This window comes from Citrobacter sp. Cpo032 (assembly GCF_030332975.1).
In the GTDB taxonomy this organism is placed as follows: domain Bacteria; phylum Pseudomonadota; class Gammaproteobacteria; order Enterobacterales; family Enterobacteriaceae; genus Citrobacter; species Citrobacter portucalensis.
Genome location: NZ_JAOWGU010000034.1, coordinates 425,807 through 447,192, shown reverse-complemented (window position 1 = coordinate 447,192; position 21,386 = coordinate 425,807). Strand labels below are relative to the sequence as shown.

Annotated in this window: 18 protein-coding genes and 1 pseudogene; 17 read left to right on the top strand and 2 right to left on the bottom strand. The window is 50.5% G+C overall.

The window, feature by feature from the left end; all coding sequences use genetic code 11:
• The first annotated feature begins 1,103 nt into the window (after window positions 1-1,103).
• From glmS to cobO, 10 genes and pseudogenes are all read left to right on the top strand, one after another.
• On the top strand, window positions 1,104-1,553 hold the full coding sequence (gene glmS, locus OGY33_RS04120) for a methylaspartate mutase subunit S (RefSeq protein ID WP_191238745.1): 450 nt from the start codon (window positions 1,104-1,106) through the stop codon (window positions 1,551-1,553).
• The gene (glmL, locus tag OGY33_RS04115; protein WP_191238746.1) at window positions 1,553-2,941 is read left to right on the top strand and encodes a methylaspartate mutase accessory protein GlmL; all 1,389 of its coding nucleotides are present in this window, start codon (window positions 1,553-1,555) and stop codon (window positions 2,939-2,941) included. The genes glmS and glmL overlap by 1 nt, the downstream gene beginning before the upstream one ends.
• An 18-nt stretch (window positions 2,942-2,959) precedes the next feature.
• Window positions 2,960-4,405: a methylaspartate mutase subunit E gene (locus tag OGY33_RS04110; RefSeq protein ID WP_003831428.1), complete on the top strand. Its 1,446-nt coding sequence runs from the start codon at window positions 2,960-2,962 to the stop codon at window positions 4,403-4,405.
• On the top strand, window positions 4,405-5,646 hold the full coding sequence (locus OGY33_RS04105; protein WP_032942736.1) for a methylaspartate ammonia-lyase: 1,242 nt from the start codon (window positions 4,405-4,407) through the stop codon (window positions 5,644-5,646). Before OGY33_RS04110 ends, OGY33_RS04105 begins: the two co-directional genes overlap by 1 nt.
• Before the next feature lie 3 nt (window positions 5,647-5,649).
• Window positions 5,650-7,020 carry an acyclic terpene utilization AtuA family protein gene (locus tag OGY33_RS04100; protein ID WP_103015100.1) on the top strand — a complete coding sequence of 457 codons (1,371 nt, stop codon included), beginning with the start codon at window positions 5,650-5,652 and terminating at the stop codon, window positions 7,018-7,020.
• A complete protein-coding gene (locus tag OGY33_RS04095; protein WP_003831425.1) occupies window positions 7,017-7,334 on the top strand; it encodes a DUF4387 domain-containing protein in 318 nt (105 codons plus the stop codon). Before OGY33_RS04100 ends, OGY33_RS04095 begins: the two co-directional genes overlap by 4 nt.
• A gap of 170 nt (window positions 7,335-7,504) precedes the next feature.
• Window positions 7,505-8,786, top strand: a pseudogene (locus OGY33_RS04090) (dicarboxylate/amino acid:cation symporter); the annotation flags it as partial.
• A 119-nt stretch (window positions 8,787-8,905) separates the two neighbouring features.
• Entirely contained in the window at window positions 8,906-9,907 is a 1,002-nt protein-coding gene (gene glsA, locus OGY33_RS04085; protein ID WP_032942734.1) for a glutaminase A, read from the top strand.
• Between the two features lie 109 nt (window positions 9,908-10,016).
• On the top strand, window positions 10,017-11,669 hold the full coding sequence (locus OGY33_RS04080) for a class I fumarate hydratase (RefSeq protein WP_103015099.1): 1,653 nt from the start codon (window positions 10,017-10,019) through the stop codon (window positions 11,667-11,669).
• Between the two features lie 9 nt (window positions 11,670-11,678).
• Window positions 11,679-12,281, top strand: coding sequence for a cob(I)yrinic acid a,c-diamide adenosyltransferase (gene cobO, locus OGY33_RS04075; protein WP_003022939.1), 603 nt, complete (start codon window positions 11,679-11,681; stop codon window positions 12,279-12,281).
• An 82-nt stretch (window positions 12,282-12,363) separates the two neighbouring features.
• Here cobO and OGY33_RS04070 read toward each other — a convergent pair whose 3' ends face one another.
• Entirely contained in the window at window positions 12,364-13,266 is a 903-nt protein-coding gene (locus OGY33_RS04070; protein WP_003022936.1) for a LysR substrate-binding domain-containing protein, read from the bottom strand.
• Window positions 13,267-13,671: 405 nt separating this feature from the next.
• Between OGY33_RS04070 and cobA the strand changes: the two genes are divergently transcribed.
• A complete protein-coding gene (gene cobA / locus OGY33_RS04065) occupies window positions 13,672-14,460 on the top strand; it encodes a uroporphyrinogen-III C-methyltransferase (protein WP_003831416.1) in 789 nt (262 codons plus the stop codon).
• On the opposite strand, the gene OGY33_RS04060 is transcribed toward cobA, so the two are convergent.
• Window positions 14,439-15,332: a PocR ligand-binding domain-containing protein gene (locus OGY33_RS04060; RefSeq protein ID WP_191238747.1), complete on the bottom strand. Its 894-nt coding sequence runs from the start codon at window positions 15,330-15,332 to the stop codon at window positions 14,439-14,441. The genes cobA and OGY33_RS04060 overlap by 22 nt on opposite strands.
• 372 nt (window positions 15,333-15,704) lie before the next feature.
• Between OGY33_RS04060 and otnK the strand changes: the two genes are divergently transcribed.
• From otnK to OGY33_RS04030, 6 genes are read left to right on the top strand one after another with little or no spacing between them, the layout of a single operon-like run.
• On the top strand, window positions 15,705-16,961 hold the full coding sequence (gene otnK, locus OGY33_RS04055; protein WP_191238748.1) for a 3-oxo-tetronate kinase: 1,257 nt from the start codon (window positions 15,705-15,707) through the stop codon (window positions 16,959-16,961).
• Entirely contained in the window at window positions 16,958-17,602 is a 645-nt protein-coding gene (gene otnC / locus OGY33_RS04050) for a 3-oxo-tetronate 4-phosphate decarboxylase (RefSeq protein WP_008784146.1), read from the top strand. Before otnK ends, otnC begins: the two co-directional genes overlap by 4 nt.
• 6 nt (window positions 17,603-17,608) lie before the next feature.
• The gene (locus tag OGY33_RS04045) at window positions 17,609-18,418 is read left to right on the top strand and encodes a DeoR/GlpR family DNA-binding transcription regulator (RefSeq protein ID WP_008784145.1); all 810 of its coding nucleotides are present in this window, start codon (window positions 17,609-17,611) and stop codon (window positions 18,416-18,418) included.
• On the top strand, window positions 18,399-19,175 hold the full coding sequence (locus OGY33_RS04040) for a hydroxypyruvate isomerase family protein (RefSeq protein WP_100272753.1): 777 nt from the start codon (window positions 18,399-18,401) through the stop codon (window positions 19,173-19,175). Before OGY33_RS04045 ends, OGY33_RS04040 begins: the two co-directional genes overlap by 20 nt.
• 27 nt (window positions 19,176-19,202) lie before the next feature.
• On the top strand, window positions 19,203-20,015 hold the full coding sequence (locus OGY33_RS04035) for a beta-keto acid cleavage family enzyme (RefSeq protein WP_008784143.1): 813 nt from the start codon (window positions 19,203-19,205) through the stop codon (window positions 20,013-20,015).
• Between the two features lie 21 nt (window positions 20,016-20,036).
• The gene (locus tag OGY33_RS04030; protein ID WP_020996543.1) at window positions 20,037-21,383 is read left to right on the top strand and encodes a bile acid:sodium symporter family protein; all 1,347 of its coding nucleotides are present in this window, start codon (window positions 20,037-20,039) and stop codon (window positions 21,381-21,383) included.
• Window positions 21,384-21,386 lie beyond the last annotated feature (3 nt).

Sequence of the window (21,386 nt, the reverse complement as noted above, 5' to 3'; positions counted from 1 at the left end):
ATTTGAAGAAAGGACAATGATGAAAGGTTACAAACATGTTAATAAAACACTCAAATTGATCCCGCAATTATATTACGCCGTAAAATCCTTACAATAAACAGGTTTTTATCGAGACAAATTTGCATTTTTCGATAGTGATCAATTTATAGCTAATTTACCACTTTCAGACCAATTTGATCTGAAGCAATTTAACCTCTTTTGGTGCTGTTTTCCAAGTTTTAAACATTGATTTAAATCAATTTTCAAATTTAATGTTAATAGTGTTTAGCACTCACGCTACTAGTAAACGCGATGTTAACAACATGTTTTTCAATGAGTAATTGCCGTTACTACAAATGATAGGATATTTATTTAAATGTACACGATCTTTTAACCAGCCCGGCTGACAAAATTGATAGCAGATAAAGAATCACTAATGCTGGGTAGCTCACAGTTTTTTGTTTAGCAAGTCATGGATTTGTTATTTCATACAAATTGTTCATTTAAATTTTACTTATAATTAACACCTAAATGTAACTATCTCAACTGGAAGCGAAAACGTTCCACAATGACCGATGCATTGCGTTTGTCGTTCTGCGAGAGAACGCTGACGTTTCGCTTAAATCATCACTGAAAGTTATCATTAACACCCCCTCTTCTCTTATGTGGCAAAGATTAAATATGCCACAAACATTTCCTTATCATTTTTATCCTAAATTTAACAAAAATGAATTGTGACATATAAGATTAAAAAATAAAAAACCGTTATGTCGTTCACAAGTTAATTAGTAATTGGGATTTTTGAAATTATTTAAAACACGTCATAAATGGCGCGCATAACAAAATAAGATTTCGATCACAAACATGGCAAGTCATTTATTACCCAATTCTCTAATAAATTAAACCCAGCTAAGAAAAGATAATCTATCACATTGATTATGAAAGGATTTTATAGATGGCAGATATAACAATCATTTTTCTCAGGATATTTTGAAAATAGATCAATTGCTTCCTTTTTCGCTTCCACAGAAACTCCAACCCTATTAAGAGGTTGTCACAATCCATGTTCTAAATATTAGAAAATAATTTCACTTATTGACCATCAGCCCTACAGAGGATTACCCATGAAGAAATCTACACTTGTTATTGGCGTCATCGGTGCTGACTGCCATGCAGTAGGTAATAAAGTTCTGGATCGCGTTTTTACTGCTCATGATTTTCACGTAATCAACCTCGGGGTGATGGTGAGCCAGGATGAATATATTGATGCTGCGATTGAAACAGGCGCCGATGCCATCGTGGTGTCCTCTATCTACGGTCATGGCGACATTGACTGCCTCGGACTACGTGAGCGCTGCATCGAACGCGGCCTTGGCGACATTCTGCTGTACGTCGGCGGCAACCTGGTCGTCGGTAAACATGACTTCGCCGACGTGGAAGTGAAGTTTAAAGAGATGGGCTTTAACCGGGTCTTCGCCCCCAGCCACGATCTGGAAGATGTTTGCGCGCTTATCACTAATGATATTCACCAACACAATGTCCTCGAACAGCGTTGCCTGGAAGAGGCCATCTGATGCAAACAGTTTCTGTCGATATCGGCTCGACATGGACCAAGGCAGCCCTCTTCGCACATGAAGGCGAGGAATTAACCCTGGTAAACCATGTCCTGACCCCAACCACCACACATCATCTGGCAGACGGTTTTTTTGCCAGCCTGAATCAGGTGCTGAATGTTGCCGATGCTCGCCCGTTACTGAAAAGTGGTGAAGTGCAGTTGAAATACTCCTCCTCAGCGAAAGGTGGGCTCGCCGTTGCAGCAATGGGGCTGGTGCCTTCCATTACGCTGGAGTCGGCAAAAGTTACCGCCCATTCGGCAGGAGCGAAAATCGCGCAATATTATTCGTACAAGCTGAACCGTCATGACATCCAGGAGCTGGAATCATCACCGCCAGACATTCTGTTGTTTACCGGCGGGACAGACGGTGGCGAAGAAAGTTACGGCCTGGCGAATGCACACGCGCTGGCAGGCTCAAAACTTGATTGCGCCATTATCTACGCCGGAAACCGGGACATTCAGGACGAAATACAAGCAATTCTGGGACATAAGGATCTGACCACGGTAGACAACATTCTGCCGGACCTCGATCACCCGAATCCGTTTGCCGCGCGTCAGGCGATTTGCGATGTGTTCTTGTCACGCATCGTCAAAGGCAAAGGTCTGGACGTTATCGTCGGCGAAACAGGCGAAGAGCCTATGCCGACGCCATGGACGGTATATGAGTTAGTCAAAGCCATTAGCGATTACGACAGCGCATGGAAGGAATTCATGCTGATTGATATGGGCGGAGCCACCACGGATGTCTATTCGGCCAGCGCGAATACCCTCTCCCCCGATACCGTCCTGCATGGTGTTCCTGAACCGTTCGTCAAACGTACCGTTGAAGGCGACCTTGGAATGCGCGTTTCCGCCGTTGTGGTGGGAGAAAGCACGCAGGATATGGTGAAAGTCATCTTCGCCCAGCAGCCACAGCGCGAGGAAGCGTTTTACCGCTATCTACGCCACCTGGTTGGGCAACCGGATTACCTGCCACTCAGCGAGGAAGAGAAATATTTCGACACCCTGCTGGCAGGTTTATGCGTGGGCTATGCCGCTGAGCGCCACGCGGGCACTAAAAAGCAGGTTTGCACCTGCGTGGGTAATGTGGATTTACAGATGGGTCGCGATCTCACCACCGTACGCAAAGTCGTCGGTTCAGGGGGATGGCTCTCTCGCGCCAGCCAGTTCGATATCCATAACTGGCTCAAATACAGGGAGCTGGACGACCAGGGTAAAAGAATTCTGTTACCGAATCAGTTTGAGTATTACCGCGATTCAAATGGCCTGCTCCCTCTACTGGCAAACGTCGCCAGGCTGTACCCGCAAGCCGCTGCTCGCACCAGCATTCAGTGTTTAACCCTATAAAACTTAAGGCAGCTACGAATGGAACTTCGAAATAAAAAATTGACCCACGACGAATTCATGACCGAAAGGCATCAGGTGTTACAAACCTGGGAAACCGGCAAAGACGTTGAGAACTTCGAAGATGGCGTGAAGTACCAGCAATCAATTCCAGAGAAAAAGCGTTTCTCCCTCGCCCTGCTGAAGGCCGATCAGGAAGGTAAAACTCTGAGCCAGCCGCGCGCAGGTGTGGCATTAATGGATGAGCATATTGCGCTGCTCAAAACATTGCAGGAAGAGTGCGACCTCCTGCCAAGTACTATCGATGCCTATACCCGTCTGAACCGCTATGAAGAAGCCGCTGTCGGGATCCAAAAATCCATCGAAGCAGGTACTTCCAAGCTGAATGGTTTACCGGTCGTCAATCACGGGGTTGCTGCCTGCCGTCGTATGACTGAATCACTGGATAAACCGATCCAGGTTCGCCACGGTACACCGGATGCGCGTCTGCTGGCAGAAATCGCCATGGCCAGTGGCTTTACCAGCTACGAAGGCGGCGGTATCTCCTACAACATCCCTTACGCCAAACGCGTCACCCTGGAAAAATCCATCCGCGACTGGCAGTACTGTGACCGTCTGATGGGTCTGTACGAAGAGAACGGCATTCGCATCAACCGTGAACCGTTTGGTCCGCTAACCGGCACGCTAATCCCGCCGTTCATGTCCCACTCAGTCGCGATTATCGAAGGTCTGCTGGCGCTGGAGCAGGGCGTGAAGTCTATTACCGTCGGTTACGGCCAGGTCGGTAGCCTGACACAGGATATCGCTGCTATTCAGGCACTGCGTGAACTGTCCCACGAATACTTCCATAACCATGGCTTCGACGATTACGAGCTGAGCACCGTTTTCCACCAGTGGATGGGCGGATTCCCGGAAGATGAAGCAAAAGCCTTCTCCGTTATCGCCTGGGGCGCAGCGGTTGCCGGTATGTCTGGTGCCACAAAAGTCATTACCAAAAGTCCGCACGAAGCATTCGGTATCCCAACCGCGGCAGCTAACGCCCAGGGTCTGAAAGCGTCACGCCAGATGCTCAACATGGTCAGCGATCAGAAATTCCCGCAGTGCGCTGCCGTGGAGCAGGAAGTTGACCTGATTAAGAGCGAAGTCCGCGCGGTATTGAAGAAAGTCTTCGAACTGGGCAATGGCGACATTGCGCGCGGTACGGTGCTGGCCTTTGAAGCTGGCGTGCTGGATGTGCCTTTCGCTCCTGCCGCCTGTAACGCCGGTAAGATCCTGCCTGTTCGCGATAACACAGGCGCAATCCGTATTCTTGAAGCCGGTGCCGTGCCGCTGCCGAAAGATATTCTCGCCCTGCACCACGACTACGTTGCAGAGCGCGCACATTTCGAAGGTCGCAAGCCTTCTTTCCAGATGGTCATTGATGACATCAACGCCGTATCCCACAGTAAATTAATAGGAAGACCATAATGAAAATTAAACAGGCCCTTTTCACAGCTGGCTACTCCTCATTTTATTTTGACGATCAGCAGGCCATCAAAAACGGCGCCGGTCATGACGGGTTTATCTATACCGGCGATCCGGTAACGCCAGGATTTACGTCTGTTCGTCAGGCGGGTGAATGTGTTTCCGTACAGCTGATTCTGGAAAACGGCGCGGTAGCTGTGGGCGATTGCGCAGCGGTGCAATATTCAGGTGCAGGCGGTCGTGACCCACTGTTCCTGGCTGAAAACTTCATTCCGTTCCTCAACGACCACATCAAGCCGTTACTGGAAGGTCGTGACGTTGATTCGTTCCTGACCAACGCCCGTTTCTTTGACGAACTGCGTATTGACGGCCATCTGCTGCATACCGCCGTACGTTATGGTCTGTCTCAGGCGCTGCTCGACGCGGCGGCACTGGCTACCGGTCGTCTGAAAGCCGAAGTGGTTTGTGATGAATGGCAACTGCCATGTGTCCCGGAAGCCATTCCGTTATTTGGTCAGAGCGGCGACGACCGTTATATCGCCGTCGACAAGATGATCCTCAAAGGTGTGGATGTCCTGCCACATGCGCTGATCAATAACGTTGAAGAGAAGCTGGGCTTTAAAGGTGAAAAACTGCGTGAGTACGTCCGCTGGTTATCTAACCGCATCCTGAGCCTGCGCACCAACGATAGCTATCACCCAACGCTGCACATTGATGTCTACGGCACCATCGGTCTGATCTTCGATATGGATCCAGTGCGTTGCGCCGAATACATCGCCAGCCTGGAAGCCGAAGCGCAAGGCCTGCCGCTGTACATTGAAGGCCCGGTTGATGCCGGTAACAAGCCGGATCAGATCCGCATGTTAACCGAGATCACTCAGGAGCTGACTCGTCTGGGTTCTGGCGTGAAAATCGTTGCGGATGAATGGTGTAACACCTATCAGGACATCGTGGACTTCACCGACGCGGGCAGCTGCCACATGGTGCAGATTAAAACCCCGGACCTGGGCGGTATTCACAACATCGTTGATGCAGTGCTGTATTGCAACAAACACGGAATGGAAGCCTATCAGGGCGGTACCTGTAACGAAACGGAAATCAGTGCTCGTACCTGCGTACACGTCGCGCTGGCCGCGCGTCCAATGCGCATGCTGATCAAACCGGGTATGGGTTTCGATGAAGGTCTCAACATCGTGTTTAACGAAATGAACCGCACCATCGCGCTGTTGCAAACTAAGGATTAAGAGATGGCACGCACATTTAAGATCTTATCGCCTACGGCTATCCTGGGTTATGGCTTCCCGGAAGAAAGTTTTCGTAAAGCCATGGAAGAGTCACCGGATCTTATTGCTGTTGACGCAGGTTCCTCCGATCCTGGCCCCCACTACCTGGGGGCAGGTAAACCCTTTACTGACAGGGCCGGTGTGAAACGCGATCTGCGCTATATGATTGTGGCAGGCGTTAAGAACAACATCCCTGTCGTGATCGGCACAGCCGGTGGTTCTGGCGCAGCTCCGCATCTGGAGTGGTGTCGCCAGATAATCCATGAGATCGCGCAGGAAGAAAAACTGTCTTTCTCAATGGCGCTGATTCCGTCTGATGTCGACAAAGAAATCGTTCATCAGGCGCTGGATAACGGCAAAATCACCGCGCTCGATTTTGTGCCTGAACTGACTCACGAGGCCATTGAAGAGAGCACCTACATTGTCGCGCAGATGGGCGTCGAACCTTTCCAGCGTGCGCTGAAAGCCGGTGCGCAGGTGGTCCTGGGCGGACGTGCCTACGATCCGGCCTGCTTCGCCGCGCTGCCGATTATGCAGGGCTTTGATGAAGGTCTGGCGCTTCATTGCGGTAAGATCCTTGAGTGTGCAGCCATTGCCGCCACCCCTGGCTCCGGCTCAGATTGTGCGATGGGAATCATTGACGATAACGGCTTTACGCTGAAGGCGTTCAATCCCAAGCGTAAGTTCACCGAGACTTCCGCAGCAGCGCACACCCTGTACGAGAAGTCAGATCCGTACTTCCTGCCAGGGCCAGGCGGTGTGCTGAACCTGAAGGCATGCACTTTCACCCAGGTTAACGAGGGTGAAGTGTATGTCAGCGGTTCACGGCATGAAGAAACACCGTATGCGTTGAAACTGGAAGGTGCACGCCAGGTTGGCTTCCGTTGCCTGACCATCGCCGGAACACGTGACCCTATTATGATTGCCGGGATTGACACGATTCTTGAAGAGGTACAGGCAAGCGTTGCACGTAACCTCTCACTGAATGACGACAGTATCCGCATGACGTTCCACCTTTACGGTAAGAACGGTGTGATGGGCAACCATGAGCCGATGAAAACTGCGGGCCATGAACTGGGAATTTTACTGGATGTCGTTGCGCCAACGCAGGATATCGCCAACAGCGTTTGCTCGCTGGTGCGCTCTACCCTGCTGCACTACGGCTATGAAAATCGTATTGCGACTGCGGGCAACCTCGCCTTCCCGTTCTCGCCATCTGATATTCAGAGTGGACCGGTGTATGAGTTCTCGATCTATCACCTGATTAAAGCGAGCGATGCGCTGCGTTTTGATTTCCACATTGAACAGGTGACGCCAGAAGGAGTTCAGGCATGAAACACTCAATTTGTTCACTGGCGCAAGTAATTCGTTCCAAAAACGCCGGACCGTACGAACTGGTTTTAGATATTTTATTTAAAACAAGGGAAGACTATCAGCGGGTAAAAGCCTGCGAGCAATTAACGCCACAGCTTATTGCCGGTTTATATAATGTTGAGCCTGAATTTATTCACAATATCGTCTGGTTCGATCCAGCGAATGCCGTAAAAATCGTCATGCCACGAGATATTATTTCCGGCAATGTCGGTGACAATGATGTTTATGGTGCGCAGCAACACGCTCCATTATTAAGTATTGAGTTCGACTTGTAACAAAAAAAACACAATAACAACCATTGGAGCACAGAATTCAGCTGTATCACAGTGCTTCGAATTATTCATGCGGTTGGTCACAACAGGCGTGCGTCTGAGCTGCTGTCCAGGTTCAGGCGCACGCCACCCTACACAATTCCAATTACCAGCCTTTATCCGATGGAGTACACATGAAGAAAATTAGTTTAACGAAGATGATCATATTAGGCCTGATACTCGGCATGATTGCCGGGGTGGCCATAAATAATATGGCCGCGGCTGAAACAGCAAAATCTTATGCAGCAGATATTTCCATTTTCACCACCATATTCTTACGTATGGTGAAAATGATTATCGCTCCATTGGTTATTTCAACTCTGGTTGTAGGTATTGCCAAAATGGGCGATGCCAAAACGCTGGGACGTATATTTTCGAAAACCTTCTTCCTGTTTATTTGCGCCTCTCTGGTGTCAATTGCACTGGGTCTGGTTATCGTTAATATCTTCCAGCCAGGCGCAGGTATCAACTTTGTGCCACATGACGTCGGAGCCGTTGCCGCCGTTAAGTCAGAGCCATTCACGCTGAAAGTATTCATCTCACACGCGGTACCGACCAGTATTGTCGATGCGATGGCGCGTAACGAAATTCTGCAGATCGTCGTGTTCTCAATCTTCCTCGGTTGCAGCCTCGCTGCGATTGGTGAAAAAGCCGATCCTATCGTGAAAGTGCTGGATTCACTGGTGCACGTCATGCTGAAGCTGACGGGTTACGTCATGTTGTTTGCACCACTGACCGTTTTTGCCGCTATTTCAGGCCTGATTGCCGAACGTGGTCTGGGTGTGATGGTTAGCGCCGGGATCTTCATGGGTGAGTTCTACCTGACGCTGGGTATGCTGTGGGCGATCCTGATTGGCCTGTCTACGATGATCGTCGGGCCTTGCATCGCGCGTTTAACGAAATCAATCCTCGAACCCGCTCTGCTGGCCTTTACCACTTCAAGCTCTGAAGCCGCCTTCCCGGGTACGCTGGACAAGCTGGAAAAATTCGGTGTTTCGTCAAAAATTGCCAGCTTCGTTCTGCCTATCGGTTATTCCTTTAACCTGGTCGGTTCCATGGCTTATTGCTCATTTGCCACCGTCTTTATTGCCCAGGCGTGCAACATCGAACTGAGCATGGGCGAGCAAATCACCATGCTGTTGATCCTGATGCTCACCTCGAAAGGAATGGCAGGCGTACCGCGCGCATCAATGGTGGTTATCGCTGCAACCCTGAACCAGTTCAACATTCCAGAAGCAGGTCTGATTCTGCTGATGGGTGTCGATCCGTTCCTCGATATGGGTCGTTCCGCCACGAACGTTATGAGTAACGCAATGGGAGCAGCCATTGTCAGCCGTTGGGAAGGTGAACACTTCGGCCAGGGTTGCCGTGGCTCTGCACCAGTGAAGTCCCCGGAGCAGGAACGTCCGGTTACCGAAACGGAAATCGCTTTGTCCTGACAATAGAACAACAACTAATCGTAGGCCGGATGGCGTCGTGAACGCCCTATCCGGCCTACAGGATAGTTTTCCCAACAACACCAACAGGAATGCATAATGAATAAAACAATTCTCGGCGTGAGTCTCTTTTCTTTCAGCGTCTTGTTTAGCGCAACCACATTCGCGCAAACCACGCCCGACTACGCCAAGCTGATAGAACAGGCTCATCAGAAGTACAAAAGTAACAACGATGGAAAAGTCGCCGACTACATCCCTGCTCTGGCGACCTATAGCCCGAAAAATTTTGCCATCACCATTGCGACGGTGGACGGCAAGATCTACCAGGTTGGCGATGTTAACAAACCTTTCCCAATGGAATCCCTGAGTAAAGTGTTCACCATGGCGCTCGCCATGGAGCAGCACGGTCCTCAGGTAGTGCTGGATAAACTTGGCGCCAATGCCACCGGAATGCCATTCAACTCAGGTTTAGCCGTTGAACTGACCAAAGGCGCGCCTGAAAACCCTCTGGTAAACGCCGGGGCCATGAGCACCGTTAGCCTGATCGAAGCCAAAGACAAAACCGATCGTTGGAACAAAATCCTCGACAACCTGAACGTCTGGGCCGATGCCACTCTCACCGTGAACGAACCGGTTTTCAAATCTGAAATGGAAACCAACCAGCACAATCAGGCGCTGGCCAAACTGATGGAATCCTATAACAGCTTCTATGGCAACACTGACGAAGCCGTTGAAATTTATACCCGCCAGTGCTCGGTGGATATCACCGTTGAGCAACTGGCCAAAATGGGTGCCGTACTCGCGAACAAAGGCAAATCTCCGTTCAACGGTAAACAGTTGCTGAATGAGAAATATGTTCCGCAGGTGCTGGCAGAAATGGCAATTGCCGGGCTTTACGACGGTAGCGGTAAATGGCTGTACACCGTTGGCATCCCGGCGAAAAGCGGCGTCGGCGGCGGCATGGTTGCCGTTGTCCCAGGCGAATATGCGATTGCGGTCTATTCTCCGCCGCTTGATGAAGCCGGAAACAGCGTTCGTGCCCAGAAAACTATCGAATATGTCGCCGAAGCGACAAAAGCCAATGTCTTTTTAGCCAAATAACTTTACGCCGGATGGCGCTTCGCTTATCCGACCTACATCAATGCGTTAATCGTAGGCCGGATAAGCGAAGCGCCATTCGGTAAACAACACGAAGAGGTGAGAAGTAAACATGTCTAAACCATTTGTCTGGCAGGAACTCTTTGTTCAGAGTAAGGATAGTACCGAGTATGAATTACTTAGTAACCAGCACGTTACGGTAACGGAGTTAGACGGAGAGGAAGTGATCAAGGTTGCACCGGAAGCGTTAACCTTGTTAGCACAGCAGGCGTTTTATGAGGCTTCATTTTTCCTGCGCGCCGGACATTTAAAACAGATTGCCAGCATTTTGCACGACCCACAGGCCAGCAGTAACGATAAGTACGTCGCATTGCAGCTGCTGCGCAATGCAGAGGTTTCAGCTAAAGGCGTTCTGCCCAACTGCCAGGATACCGGGACGGCAACCATTGTGGCCAGCAAAGGACAACATGTCTGGACCGGCGGCGATGACGCAGAAGCATTAAGCAAAGGCGTGTATTCCACCTTTACCGAAAACAACCTGCGTTACTCACAAAATGCCCCGCTGGATATGTATACCGAGGTCAATACCCAGACCAACCTGCCCGCACAAATCGATATTAGCGCCACCCCAGGTAACGAATACCGTTTCCTGTTCGTCAATAAAGGTGGCGGCTCAGCTAACAAAGCGGCGCTGTACCAGGAAACCAAATCCATTCTACAGCCGGAAAAACTCACTGCGTTCCTGATCGAAAAAATGAAATCACTGGGTACAGCCGCTTGTCCGCCGTATCACATCGCTTTTGTGGTTGGGGGCTTATCCGCCGACCAGGCGCTGAAAGCCGCCAAACTGGCTTCAACCAAATATTACGATAATCTACCCACCAGCGGGAACGAGCTGGGCCAGGCGTTCCGTGATACGGCGCTGGAAGCCGAGTTGCTCAATGCCAGCCGCGAGTTTGGCATCGGGGCGCAGTTTGGCGGCAAATACTTTGCCCACGATATCCGCGTAATTCGCTTACCGCGCCACGGCGGCTCCTGCCCAATCGCGATGGCCCTCTCCTGCTCTGCCGACCGTAACATTAAGGCCAAAATTAATAAACACGGTATCTGGCTGGAGAAACTCGAGCATAATCCAGGCAAATTCATTCCTGATTCTCACCGGATAGAAAACGGCGCTCAGACCGTACAACTGGATCTGAACCGTCCGCTGCGTGACATCCTGCATGACCTTTCCGCTCTGCCCATTGGTACACGCCTGTCGTTAAGCGGCCCGATTGTTGTCGCTCGCGATATCGCCCACGCGAATATCAAAGCGCGACTGGATAACGGCGAACCGATGCCGGAATACATGAAAAAGCATATCGTTTACTACGCGGGTCCCGCCAAAACCCCGGAAAATCAGGCTTGTGGCTCAATGGGGCCCACCACCGGCGGGCGCATGGATGGGTATGTCGATTCTTTCCAGGCACAAGGCGGCAGCCTCATTATGCTCACCAAGGGTAACCGCAGCCAGCAGGTCACTGATGCCTGTCACAAACACGGTGGATTTAGCCTCGGCAGCATTGGCGGTGCAGCAGCCCTGCTGGCGCAGCAGTACGTGAAAAGCCTGCACTGCTTGGAATATCCCGAACTGGGAATGGAAGCCGTATGGATGATGGAAGTTAAAAATATGCCGGCCTTCGTGTTAGTCGACGACAAAGGTAATAACTTCTTTAGTCAGTTTGAGCAGCAGCATCGCTGCGCAACCTGTCCGGCAGGACATTAAGGAGCCTCAATGGAAGCGCGAGCCAATAATGACAGACACCGCCAGCGTCAGCAGAAACTGAAAGAACAGGTTGATACCCGCGTGGCGGCGGCAACGGAGAAGAAAGGGATCCTGATTGTCTTCACCGGCAACGGTAAAGGGAAATCCACCGCAGCCTTTGGCACGGCAACGCGCGCAGTGGGTCACGGAAAAACCGTTGGCATCGCGCAGTTTATTAAAGGTCAGTGGGATAATGGCGAGTACAACACCCTGCAACCACTCGGCGTTGAATTCCATATTATGGGCACCGGGTTTACCTGGGAAACCCAAAACCGGCAAGCGGATATCGAGGCGGCAACGGTTGTCTGGCAAGAAAGTAAGCGCATGCTGGCTGATGCGCATTACGATCTAGTGGTGCTGGATGAACTCACCTACATGCTTGCTTACCACTATCTGGATACCCAGGAGGTTATCAGCGCCATCGAAAATCGCCCTGCCGGTCAGAGCGTTATCGTCACAGGACGCGGATGCCACACACTGTTGCTGGAACTGGCCGATACGGTCAGTGAAATTCGCCCGGTCAAACACGCGTTTGACCGCGGTATTCAGGCACAGATTGGGATCGACTGGTAGCCGTTTTTTTGCCGGATAACGATGCTAACGCGTCTTATCCGGCCTACCCATCGTTGTAGGCCTGATAAGGCGCAAGCCATCCTCAGGCAGCCGATACCACGGACTTACTGAGCAACCAGTTACGGAAAATCTGTAAATGCTCGGATTCCGATTTCTCTTCACGCCACGTCATAATAAATCGATTCCCGGTACGCATTGGAACATCGCAAGGAATGACCATATCACCGCTGTCCAGATCGTGCTGAATGGCAAAACGTGGGAGCAGCGCAACGCCCAGATTAGAGCGGACCGCCGCGATCAGCATCGATAACAAATCAAATCTCGGACCTTTATTCACCAGCGGACTGCTGACATCTGACAGCGCAAACCACTCCTGCCACCCTTTGATGCGCGTGCTTTGGTGCAAGAGCGGAAATTCGTTTAGTAATTCGTTCACCGCCAGTTTTCGTTCCGGTTCGGCCAGCAAACAGCGGCTGCAAACCGGCAGAATTTCCTCTTCAAACAGGTACTCAACCCCTGACCATGGCGAATAAAAGTCTTCGCGCATGATTGCCGCGTCATACTCTCGATTGAGAAAATCACCAATATTCGCCAGGGAATGAATGTTCACGATAATATCAGGATTAAGTTTGTTAAATTCACGCAGGTTTGGGATCAGCCAGTGCGTGCTGAACGTCGGATTCACCGCCAGCTCAATAACCTGTACCGTCGGCTGCCAGGTCATTATCGTCGTCGTATCTCGTTCAAGTTTATTTAACGTTTCTTTAACGATACTTAAATAGTGTTTACCGGCCGCATTTAAAAAAATGCGTTTTTTGGCATGATTAAATAGCGCGGTATTGAGAAAATCCTCCAGTGCATTTACCTGGCGGAAAACAGCACTTTGTGTTAAAGCCAGCTCTTCAGCTGCCCGAGTATAACTTTCGTGACGCGCAACAACTTCAAAAGTTACCAGCAACTCCGTCTTGGGTATTTTTCCTCTCATAACCTCTTCCATATGCAGCGTACAAAAATAGTTTAATTTATAAAAAATAATTCAAGCTACCCAGATAAGCACCGAGAGTTATATTTTATTTCATCCATTAATGTCATTGATCCAATCCATGATTTACTCACACTGATGGCGGATAAATATTAACCAATAATACTCAAGAGCAGCAATAAACACAATTTAAATAAGGTTAAACCTAAGCAAATGGTGCCAATAAGTTCTTAATAATTTTTCAAGTTATCTTGTTTATTGCAGAAAAAACTTTGCGAGATTAATCAATATTATCAGTGCGATAATTTTGGATAATTTCACGTTATAACTTACGGGCAAACGACTGCTTTTTATCATTCCTTGATGTGGTTTCTGCCTTTTTTTGATCGATGTGATAAAGGACACAATGTGAAAACTTTCGGAAAGGTCTGGCTCGTTGGGGCAGGTCCCGGTGATATTTCATTACTTACCCTCAAAGCAATGATGTGCATTAAACAGGCTGATGTCATTATTTACGATCGGCTGGTCAATCCTAAAATTTTGGAATGGGCATTACCTGATTGTCTTCTTATCAATGTCGGCAAAAACCCAGGTTTCCATTGTGTACCGCAGGATGAAATCAATGCACTGCTTGTCCAGTATGCCCAAACGCACAATAATATTGTGCGTCTGAAAGGCGGCGATCCGTATGTTTTTGGACGTGGGGCTGAAGAAGTTGAGGATCTCGTCGAGACGGGCATCCCGTTTGAAGTGGTGCCGGGTATCAGCTCAACCATTGGTGGCCTGACCTATGCCGGGATTCCGGTAACACACCGCGATTTCGCCTCGGGATTTCACGTGGTAACCGGTCATACGCGGGAGGGCAACCAACAGCAGGACTGGCGTCAGCTGGCCAAACTGAATGGTACGCTGGTTATCGTCATGGGTATCGCCAATCTGGCGTTTATCTGTGAGGAATTATTGATGGGTGGAAAATCAGCAGATACGCCTGCAGCGCTAATTATGTCCGCCACCCGGGATAACCAACGCCGACTGACCTGTACGCTCGGTTCACTACTGAGCAAGGCGCAAGAAGCTAACATTCTCCCCCCTGCGCTGATAGTGATTGGTGATGTGGTAACCCTGAGTGATCGGCTCTCTTTTATCCCTGAAGCCATTACGCTGCCAGAAAACCTTTACTGCGACAGTCTGGCATGACGAAAAGACTGGGGCGACGTTTGATGCGCCGCCCGGAAAACGCGGCAAAAGTAACTGGTTTGTGCGTATTGGAGTTTCCGGGCAATGCTGTCTATTGAATGAACGGGATCGTGCAATAACTCCCCCGCTTTTTGCATTTTTTTCTGATTCACCCAGGTTTTAAAGTTAACGCCCTGTCGTTTCTTAAAAAAACGGCTGAAATAGTTTGCGCTTAAGCAAACGTGAGCTGCTACGGATTCCAGTGATAATTCACTATATAAATTCTCATCAATATAACGCAACGCTGCCAGAAGCTTTTTCTCGTGTCGGGAAGGCTCTGTAAAATAATGACGCATGTAACTGGTCGGCGGGATAACAAACTCATCAGGTTGTTGCTGTTCTGTCTCAAAATTATCAACAATAAAATTTAATAAATTAGCTGATGCCACCAGTGTATTATTATCGACTACCGCCACCTGACTCCATTCAGCTTTTATTTTTGGTTCATCCATCCATGAGCATTCATTATCAATAACGATAGTTTTATATTCCTGATATTTTGCCCGCACCTGCCCACAGAGCATAAAACCGTACAGATGCCCATCGCGAATTAATGGCATAGAAAACAGACTTAGCCCTGCGTGGCAGTTGAGTATTCTGGGTTTAAGGTGTTTTAACCCTTCAAAAGCACAATATTTTTCACACTTTTGGCAACTCGCACAATATCGTTCATCCGCCCGCATTAATGTGCAGAACGAATTAAAGTTATGGCAATCCGAGAGAGTTTTTCCGTTAACATCAACCACAACCGTGGCTAATCCAGTCGCACTGGAGAATACTTTTGCTATCGAGAAAAAACGTTGTAGATAATCATCCTGGATTTTCAACGACACGGTATCCTCCGGCATTAATGAAATTAAAGCCGGTAATATGCAGAAATTAATCAAGAGAAAGAATGATGCTCACCGCAAAAAATAATCTCATTTATGCAGATGATTATGATCAATTGGCAAGAGAGTTAAAGCGACCTCGATAATACTCCGCTGCATACTACTGACTTCGCTTTCTCAAAGATTAACGAATCTTCACACTCTCTTGTGAGACTCTTTTCGCAACACCAAACATCTTTATCCATTATTTTCAATAGATTACTCATTTTTACTGTGAATCAATGATGTGCTTATTTGTGATAATCATCATGTGAATGTGAAAGTCCCTCCTGAATAATATGTTCAATTAGCAAACAATCTGAACGGAGTTGATCCATGGCCGTCACCACAGGCGTTATCGCCGACGATTTCACCGGCGCAACGGACATTGCAAGCTTTATGGCGCAGCAGGGGTGGCGCGTTGCACTCCTGCCCGGAATGCCTGATACCACTCAATGCTGGAATGAAGAGGTTGACGCTATCGTCATCTCGCTGAAAAGCCGCTCATTACCCGCAGAACAGGCCATCGCACAATCTCTGTCCTGTGCCCGCTGGCTGAAACAAAAGGCAGGTGTCCGCCAGATCTATTTTAAATATTGTTCGACGTTCGACTCCACGCCAACAGGCAATATTGGACCGGTCAGCGATGCGTTGATGAACGACCTGCGTACACCCGTGATCGTCCACTGCCCCGCCCTGCCGCAAAACGGGCGCACGGTGGTGCATGGCCATCTTTTTGTAAACGGCGTACTGCTTAACGAATCCGGGATGGAAAAGCATCCGCTTAATCCTATGACCGATGCCAGCCTGCCGCGCCTGTTGAGCGCGCAAACGCCAGGCAAGGTTGGTTGCATCAACCTCACGACGCTGCGTCAAGGTGTGGAAGCGGTCACTGACGCTCTGGCCCAACTTCAGGCTGAAGGTACGCGTCACGTTATCGTCGATACGCTGGATGAAGCAGATCTCACCACGCTGGCGCAGGCACTCCATGCCAGCCCTCTGTTAGCCGGGGGCTCCGGGCTCGGTGGCGCACTGGCCGCCTGCACCGGAACTCAGCAAACCATGCCGCCGGACGCTTTTCCACTACCCGCTAAAACGGTGGTGTTCTCCGGTAGCTGTTCTGCAATGAGTAATCGTCAGGTCAATCGCTATAAGGCCGCAGCAGCCTCTCGTGTACTCGACGTGGCCCGCTGCCTGTCTGATACAGAACACTACACTGATGAACTGTGTGCCTGGGCGATGACGCATATCAACGACCCATTCGCGCCGATGATATACGCCACCCAGCCGCCAGACGTACTCCAACGCATTCAACAAGAGTACGGCGAACAGACTGCCAGCCAGGCGATCGAACACGCTTTTTCCCGACTGAGCGCAAAGCTACAAGTTGCAGGTGTAAACACCTTTATCGTCGCAGGCGGAGAAACATCCGGCACCGTGGTAGAGGCACTGCAGGTGAAGCGTCTGTCCGTTGGCAAAGCCATTGCGCCTGGCGTGCCGTGGGTATTTTCCTCCGGTCTGGCGCTGGCGCTGAAGTCAGGCAACTTTGGTGACGAAGATTTCTTTTTTACAGCCCAGGAGTACGCATTATGAATCCGGTGAGTGAACACCAACTACGCGAACTACTCGTCCACTATGGCCGTTCCTTGTTTATGCGTGGTTACAGCAGCGGCGGCTCCGGCAACCTCAGCGTCAAATTGCCGGATGGCGGCTATCTGGTGACCCCGACCAACTCCTGCCTGGGTGAGCTTGATCCTGCCACGCTAAGTAGGCTGGATGCCAACGGCGTGCATCTTAGCGGCGACAAACCGTCAAAAGAGGTGCCCATGCATTTGGCGTGGTATCGGCATCGGCCATCCTGCGGCGCGGTTGTGCACCTGCATTCTCCATGGCTGACCGCGCTCTCCTGTCTGCCTTGCTCCACACCAGAAAACTGTCTACCGCCACTAACGCCATACTATGTGATGCGCGTCGGACAGCTACCGCTGCTGCCTTATTTCAAGCCCGGCCATGAAGGCATTGCCAGCGCATTGAGTGAAATCGCGGCAGATCATACGGCTGCGTTGCTGGCCAATCACGGGCCGGTAGTAAGCGGTCGCTCGCTGCGTGAGGCGGTGTTTAACGCCGAGGAACTGGAAGACAGCGCCCGCATCTGGCTGACATTAAAACCGCTCGGCTATGTTCCGCTCTCAGAAGAGGCGGTGGCCGAACTTGAACATTCCCGGCAAGCGTGAGGTGACATGATGATCCCCGAGCAACGACGTGATTTTATCTACCGCTACGTGCACGAAAAAAATGCCGCCTCATTTAATGAACTGGCAGATCTAATGAGCGTGTCGCATATGACCGTACGTCGCGACATTCAGTTGCTGGAAGAAGAAGGCAAAGTTATCGCCATTAACGGCGGCGTGAAGCTCAATAACCTGCTGAAATCCGAACTGCCGTGGCGGGAAAAAGCCGAGTTGAATCATGATGTGAAGCGCAAAATGGGCCAGCTCGCCGCAATGCTCATTGAGCCCGGACAAACGCTGTATCTGGATGCCGGAACATCGTTGTTTGAAGTGGCGAAAGCGGTAGCCGCCAGCCACTGTTTCAATCTGACGGTAGTCACCAACGATTTTTCCATCAGCCACTATCTGATGGATATGCCACACATTACGCTCTATCACACCGGCGGTCTGGTGGATCAGCGTAACCGCTCATGTCTTGGCAAAAGCGCCGCCAGTTTTCTGCGCACCATTAATATTGATGTGGCGTTTCTCAGTTCATCGTCGTGGGATACCGAGCGCGGCATGTCGACGCCGAGTGAAGGGAAAGCCTCAGTCAAAGAAGCGGTGCTTACCGTCTCCCGGCGTCGGGTGCTGGTCTGTGACAGCAGTAAATTTGGCAAATACGGCATGTTCCACATCTGTGGGCTGGAGCAGTTAACCGACATTATTTCTGATAACCGGTTACCGGAAAATGCGCAGCAGACTATTGTCAGCCAGGGCGTTAAGCTGCATCTGGTTGATGGCCGGGAGGGTGCACGCCATGCTGAAGTTAGCGGCTAACCTCGACTGGTTATTTACTGATTTACCGATAGCGGGTCGATTTCAGGCGGCAAAAGCAGCCGGTTTTCGCGGCGTAGAAGGGCTGTTTCTCTGGCAGCACCCGCTGGAGCATTTGCGGGCCGCTCAGCGGGAAACTTCTCTGCCGGTGGTGCTAATGAACGCCCCGGCTGGCAACTGGGCACAGGGTGAACGGGGACTCGCAGCATTGCCCGGTCGAGACCAGGAATTTCATCACAGCCTGAACGTGGCGCGAGATTACGCCACGGCACTGGGTTGTCGCCGGGTTCACGTTATGTCCGGCTTGCGCTGCAATGACCTGACGCTGCACGCCCAGCGCGACCTCCTGACGAATCGACTGCGCATCGCCTGCGATGTGATGGCAGACGCGGAAATCGATGTACTGATTGAACCATTAAATTCGCAGGATATGCCCGGTTATTTTATTGACAGTTTCCCGCTGGCTGAATCTATCATTCACGAGGTTGGTAAGAAGAATATCGGCTTACAGTTTGATATTTACCACTGTCAGAAAACTCATGGCAACGTGGCGAAAAATATCGAACGCTATTTTACCCTTATTAAACATTTTCAAATCGCTTCTGTTCCTTATCGCCATGAACCGGGAACCGGGGAGTTAAATGAAGCATGGCTGTTTAATTTTATAAGAAAAATGAATTACCAGGGCTGGATTGGCTGTGAATATCAACCATCAACATCAGGGCCGGAATCATTACGCTGGATAACGCCTTACCTATAATTTTAATATCTCTGTACCGGAGGAAAAATGTCGGATACTGTTATTATTTCGCTGGCACCCGTTGCCGCGGATTGCCCCAGAGTTATACCCGAAGAACTGGCGCAGGAAATACTCGCCAGCGTAGAACATGGCGCGTCCATCGTCCATTTACACGTTCGCGATAAACAGGGACGCCTGACGCCAGATACTACCGACTTTCAGGCAACAATTGACCGCGTTATGCGCCATTCAAACCTGATTATTCAGGCTTCTACCGGCGGCGTCTCTTCGATGTCCATCGCCGAGCGCTGCGCGCCACTGGCCTGCCCCGGCGTGGAGATGGCTTCGCTGAACGTCGGTTCCGTTAACCTCGGTGATGCGGTGTATTTTAATCCCGGTCCGGACGTGGAATATTGTTCACGGCAAATAACTGAACGCAATATTATTCCAGAGTTTGAAGTTTTTGAAATCGGCATGATTAATAACATCCTGAACCTTGAAGATAAAATAAAATTTCAAAAACCTATGCTCTTTAATATTGTTCTCGGTCACCGCGGCAGTACGCCTGCAACCGTTGATGCATTAATTGCTCTGCGTAGCATGATCCCACGCGACGCCTTATGGGGAATTACTCATTTTGGCAGAAGGAATTTCGATATTATCGCTGCCGCGGTCGCTATGGGTGCCAGTGAAGTGCGAATCGGCTATGAAGATAGTTATTATTTAAGCGCCGAAGAAAAAGCGCAGCATAATTATCAGCAGGTAGCCAAACTCGCTACGCTCATTCGCAGTATGGATAAAAAAGTTGCTACGCCGGAAATTGCGCGGCGCATGTTATCTATTCCACCCCGGCAGCAATAACAACAGCAAGGACATTTCAACATGACTATGACCACTGTTATTCACAAAACCGGACTCGGCGTCAGCGTTGCGGGCGTGGTGCTGGCGATTATCGGCGCGCTCATCCAGTCCACGGCGCTGTGGCAGCCGGGGCTGGTGATGTTCACCGTCGGATTCGCCGCCGGTGCAGGCTACTGGCCTGGTTTACGCAGCTATCAGTTTACGCTGTGGATCATCGCTGGTTTTGTTGCCGCCATGACCTGGTCTACGGATCTGATCGTCTGGGGCGGTTTCAATATCACTCATAAATGGATCGTGTTCCTTGTGATTCAGGCCACCATGTTCAGCATGGGCACCAAGCTAACGATCCAGGATTTTATTGATGTCGCCAAAATGCCGTGGGCAGTTTTTATCGGTACCTTCTGCCATTTCGTGATCATGCCCCTGCTCGGCCTGAGCATTACCCTGATCTTTGATTTTCCGCCTGAAGTGGCGGTGGGCATTTTGTTGATTGGCGCTTGCCCCAGCGGTCTCTCGTCGACGGTGATGGTTTACATCGCCAACGCCAACCTCGCGCTGGCGGTGTCAATCGCCGCAGTCTCAACGCTGGCGGCAACGGTAATGACGCCACTGTGGGTTAATCTGCTGGCGGGTTCGATGATCGATATCCAGCTCACCGCGATGGTGATGGACGTGGTGAAAATCGTATTAATTCCCATCGGAGCAGCAATTCTGCATGACTATCTGAAAACCTATGCAGGCGTGCGCGGACGCCGTGTTGTCCAGATGCTGGCCGGGATCGGCGCAATTTGGCTGCTGTATATGATTGCCGGCGGCTGGGACGCGCTGTTTGGTCATGCCAGCGCCGAAGCGCAGATGTACGCGGTGGTCCTCAACTTCGTAGCAGGCGGCCTCGTTTGGGCATTGTTCTACAACTGGCTGTATGGCCGCGTGGCGGGCGTGAAGAAGGTCATGCCAACCATCTCAATGATGGGGATCATTTTCTTTACCACCACCGCCGCCGCCGCCGGGCGCGACAACCTGGTGCAGGTCGGTTTCCTGCTCTGCTTCGCCATGTTGATGCATAACCTCGGCGGCTTCCTGATTGGTTATCTGATGAGCCGTTGGATCTTCCGCATGGACGTGCAGTCTGCCCGTACCGTGGCCTTTGAAGTCGGCCTGCAAAACGGCGGTATGGCGTCAGGGCTTGCCGCCGCGATGGGCAAACTGGCAACGGTTGGACTCGCATCAGCGGTGATGACACCGCTGGGTAACGTTAGCGGATCGCTGCTCGCTAACTACTGGCGCAAAAAAGACGCCAGACAGGCGCAGGTAGCAGCAGCCAAAGATCCCGTTCAACCTGCTTGCGAAAATCTGTCGAAAGGATAATCA

Excerpts from the sequence above, each read along its gene's own strand:
- glmS (WP_191238745.1), top strand. The coding sequence starts at position 1,104 with ATGAAGAAATCTACACTTGTTATTGGCGTCATCGGTGCTGACTGCCAT.
- glmL (WP_191238746.1), top strand. The coding sequence starts at position 1,553 with ATGCAAACAGTTTCTGTCGATATCGGCTCGACATGGACCAAGGCAGCC.
- OGY33_RS04110 (WP_003831428.1), top strand. The coding sequence starts at position 2,960 with ATGGAACTTCGAAATAAAAAATTGACCCACGACGAATTCATGACCGAA.
- OGY33_RS04105 (WP_032942736.1), top strand. The coding sequence starts at position 4,405 with ATGAAAATTAAACAGGCCCTTTTCACAGCTGGCTACTCCTCATTTTAT.
- OGY33_RS04100 (WP_103015100.1), top strand. The coding sequence starts at position 5,650 with ATGGCACGCACATTTAAGATCTTATCGCCTACGGCTATCCTGGGTTAT.
- OGY33_RS04095 (WP_003831425.1), top strand. The coding sequence starts at position 7,017 with ATGAAACACTCAATTTGTTCACTGGCGCAAGTAATTCGTTCCAAAAAC.
- glsA (WP_032942734.1), top strand. The coding sequence starts at position 8,906 with ATGAATAAAACAATTCTCGGCGTGAGTCTCTTTTCTTTCAGCGTCTTG.
- OGY33_RS04080 (WP_103015099.1), top strand. The coding sequence starts at position 10,017 with ATGTCTAAACCATTTGTCTGGCAGGAACTCTTTGTTCAGAGTAAGGAT.
- cobO (WP_003022939.1), top strand. The coding sequence starts at position 11,679 with ATGGAAGCGCGAGCCAATAATGACAGACACCGCCAGCGTCAGCAGAAA.
- OGY33_RS04070 (WP_003022936.1), bottom strand. The coding sequence starts at position 13,266 with ATGAGAGGAAAAATACCCAAGACGGAGTTGCTGGTAACTTTTGAAGTT.
- otnK (WP_191238748.1), top strand. The coding sequence starts at position 15,705 with ATGGCCGTCACCACAGGCGTTATCGCCGACGATTTCACCGGCGCAACG.
- otnC (WP_008784146.1), top strand. The coding sequence starts at position 16,958 with ATGAATCCGGTGAGTGAACACCAACTACGCGAACTACTCGTCCACTAT.
- OGY33_RS04045 (WP_008784145.1), top strand. The coding sequence starts at position 17,609 with ATGATGATCCCCGAGCAACGACGTGATTTTATCTACCGCTACGTGCAC.
- OGY33_RS04040 (WP_100272753.1), top strand. The coding sequence starts at position 18,399 with ATGCTGAAGTTAGCGGCTAACCTCGACTGGTTATTTACTGATTTACCG.
- OGY33_RS04035 (WP_008784143.1), top strand. The coding sequence starts at position 19,203 with ATGTCGGATACTGTTATTATTTCGCTGGCACCCGTTGCCGCGGATTGC.
- OGY33_RS04030 (WP_020996543.1), top strand. The coding sequence starts at position 20,037 with ATGACTATGACCACTGTTATTCACAAAACCGGACTCGGCGTCAGCGTT.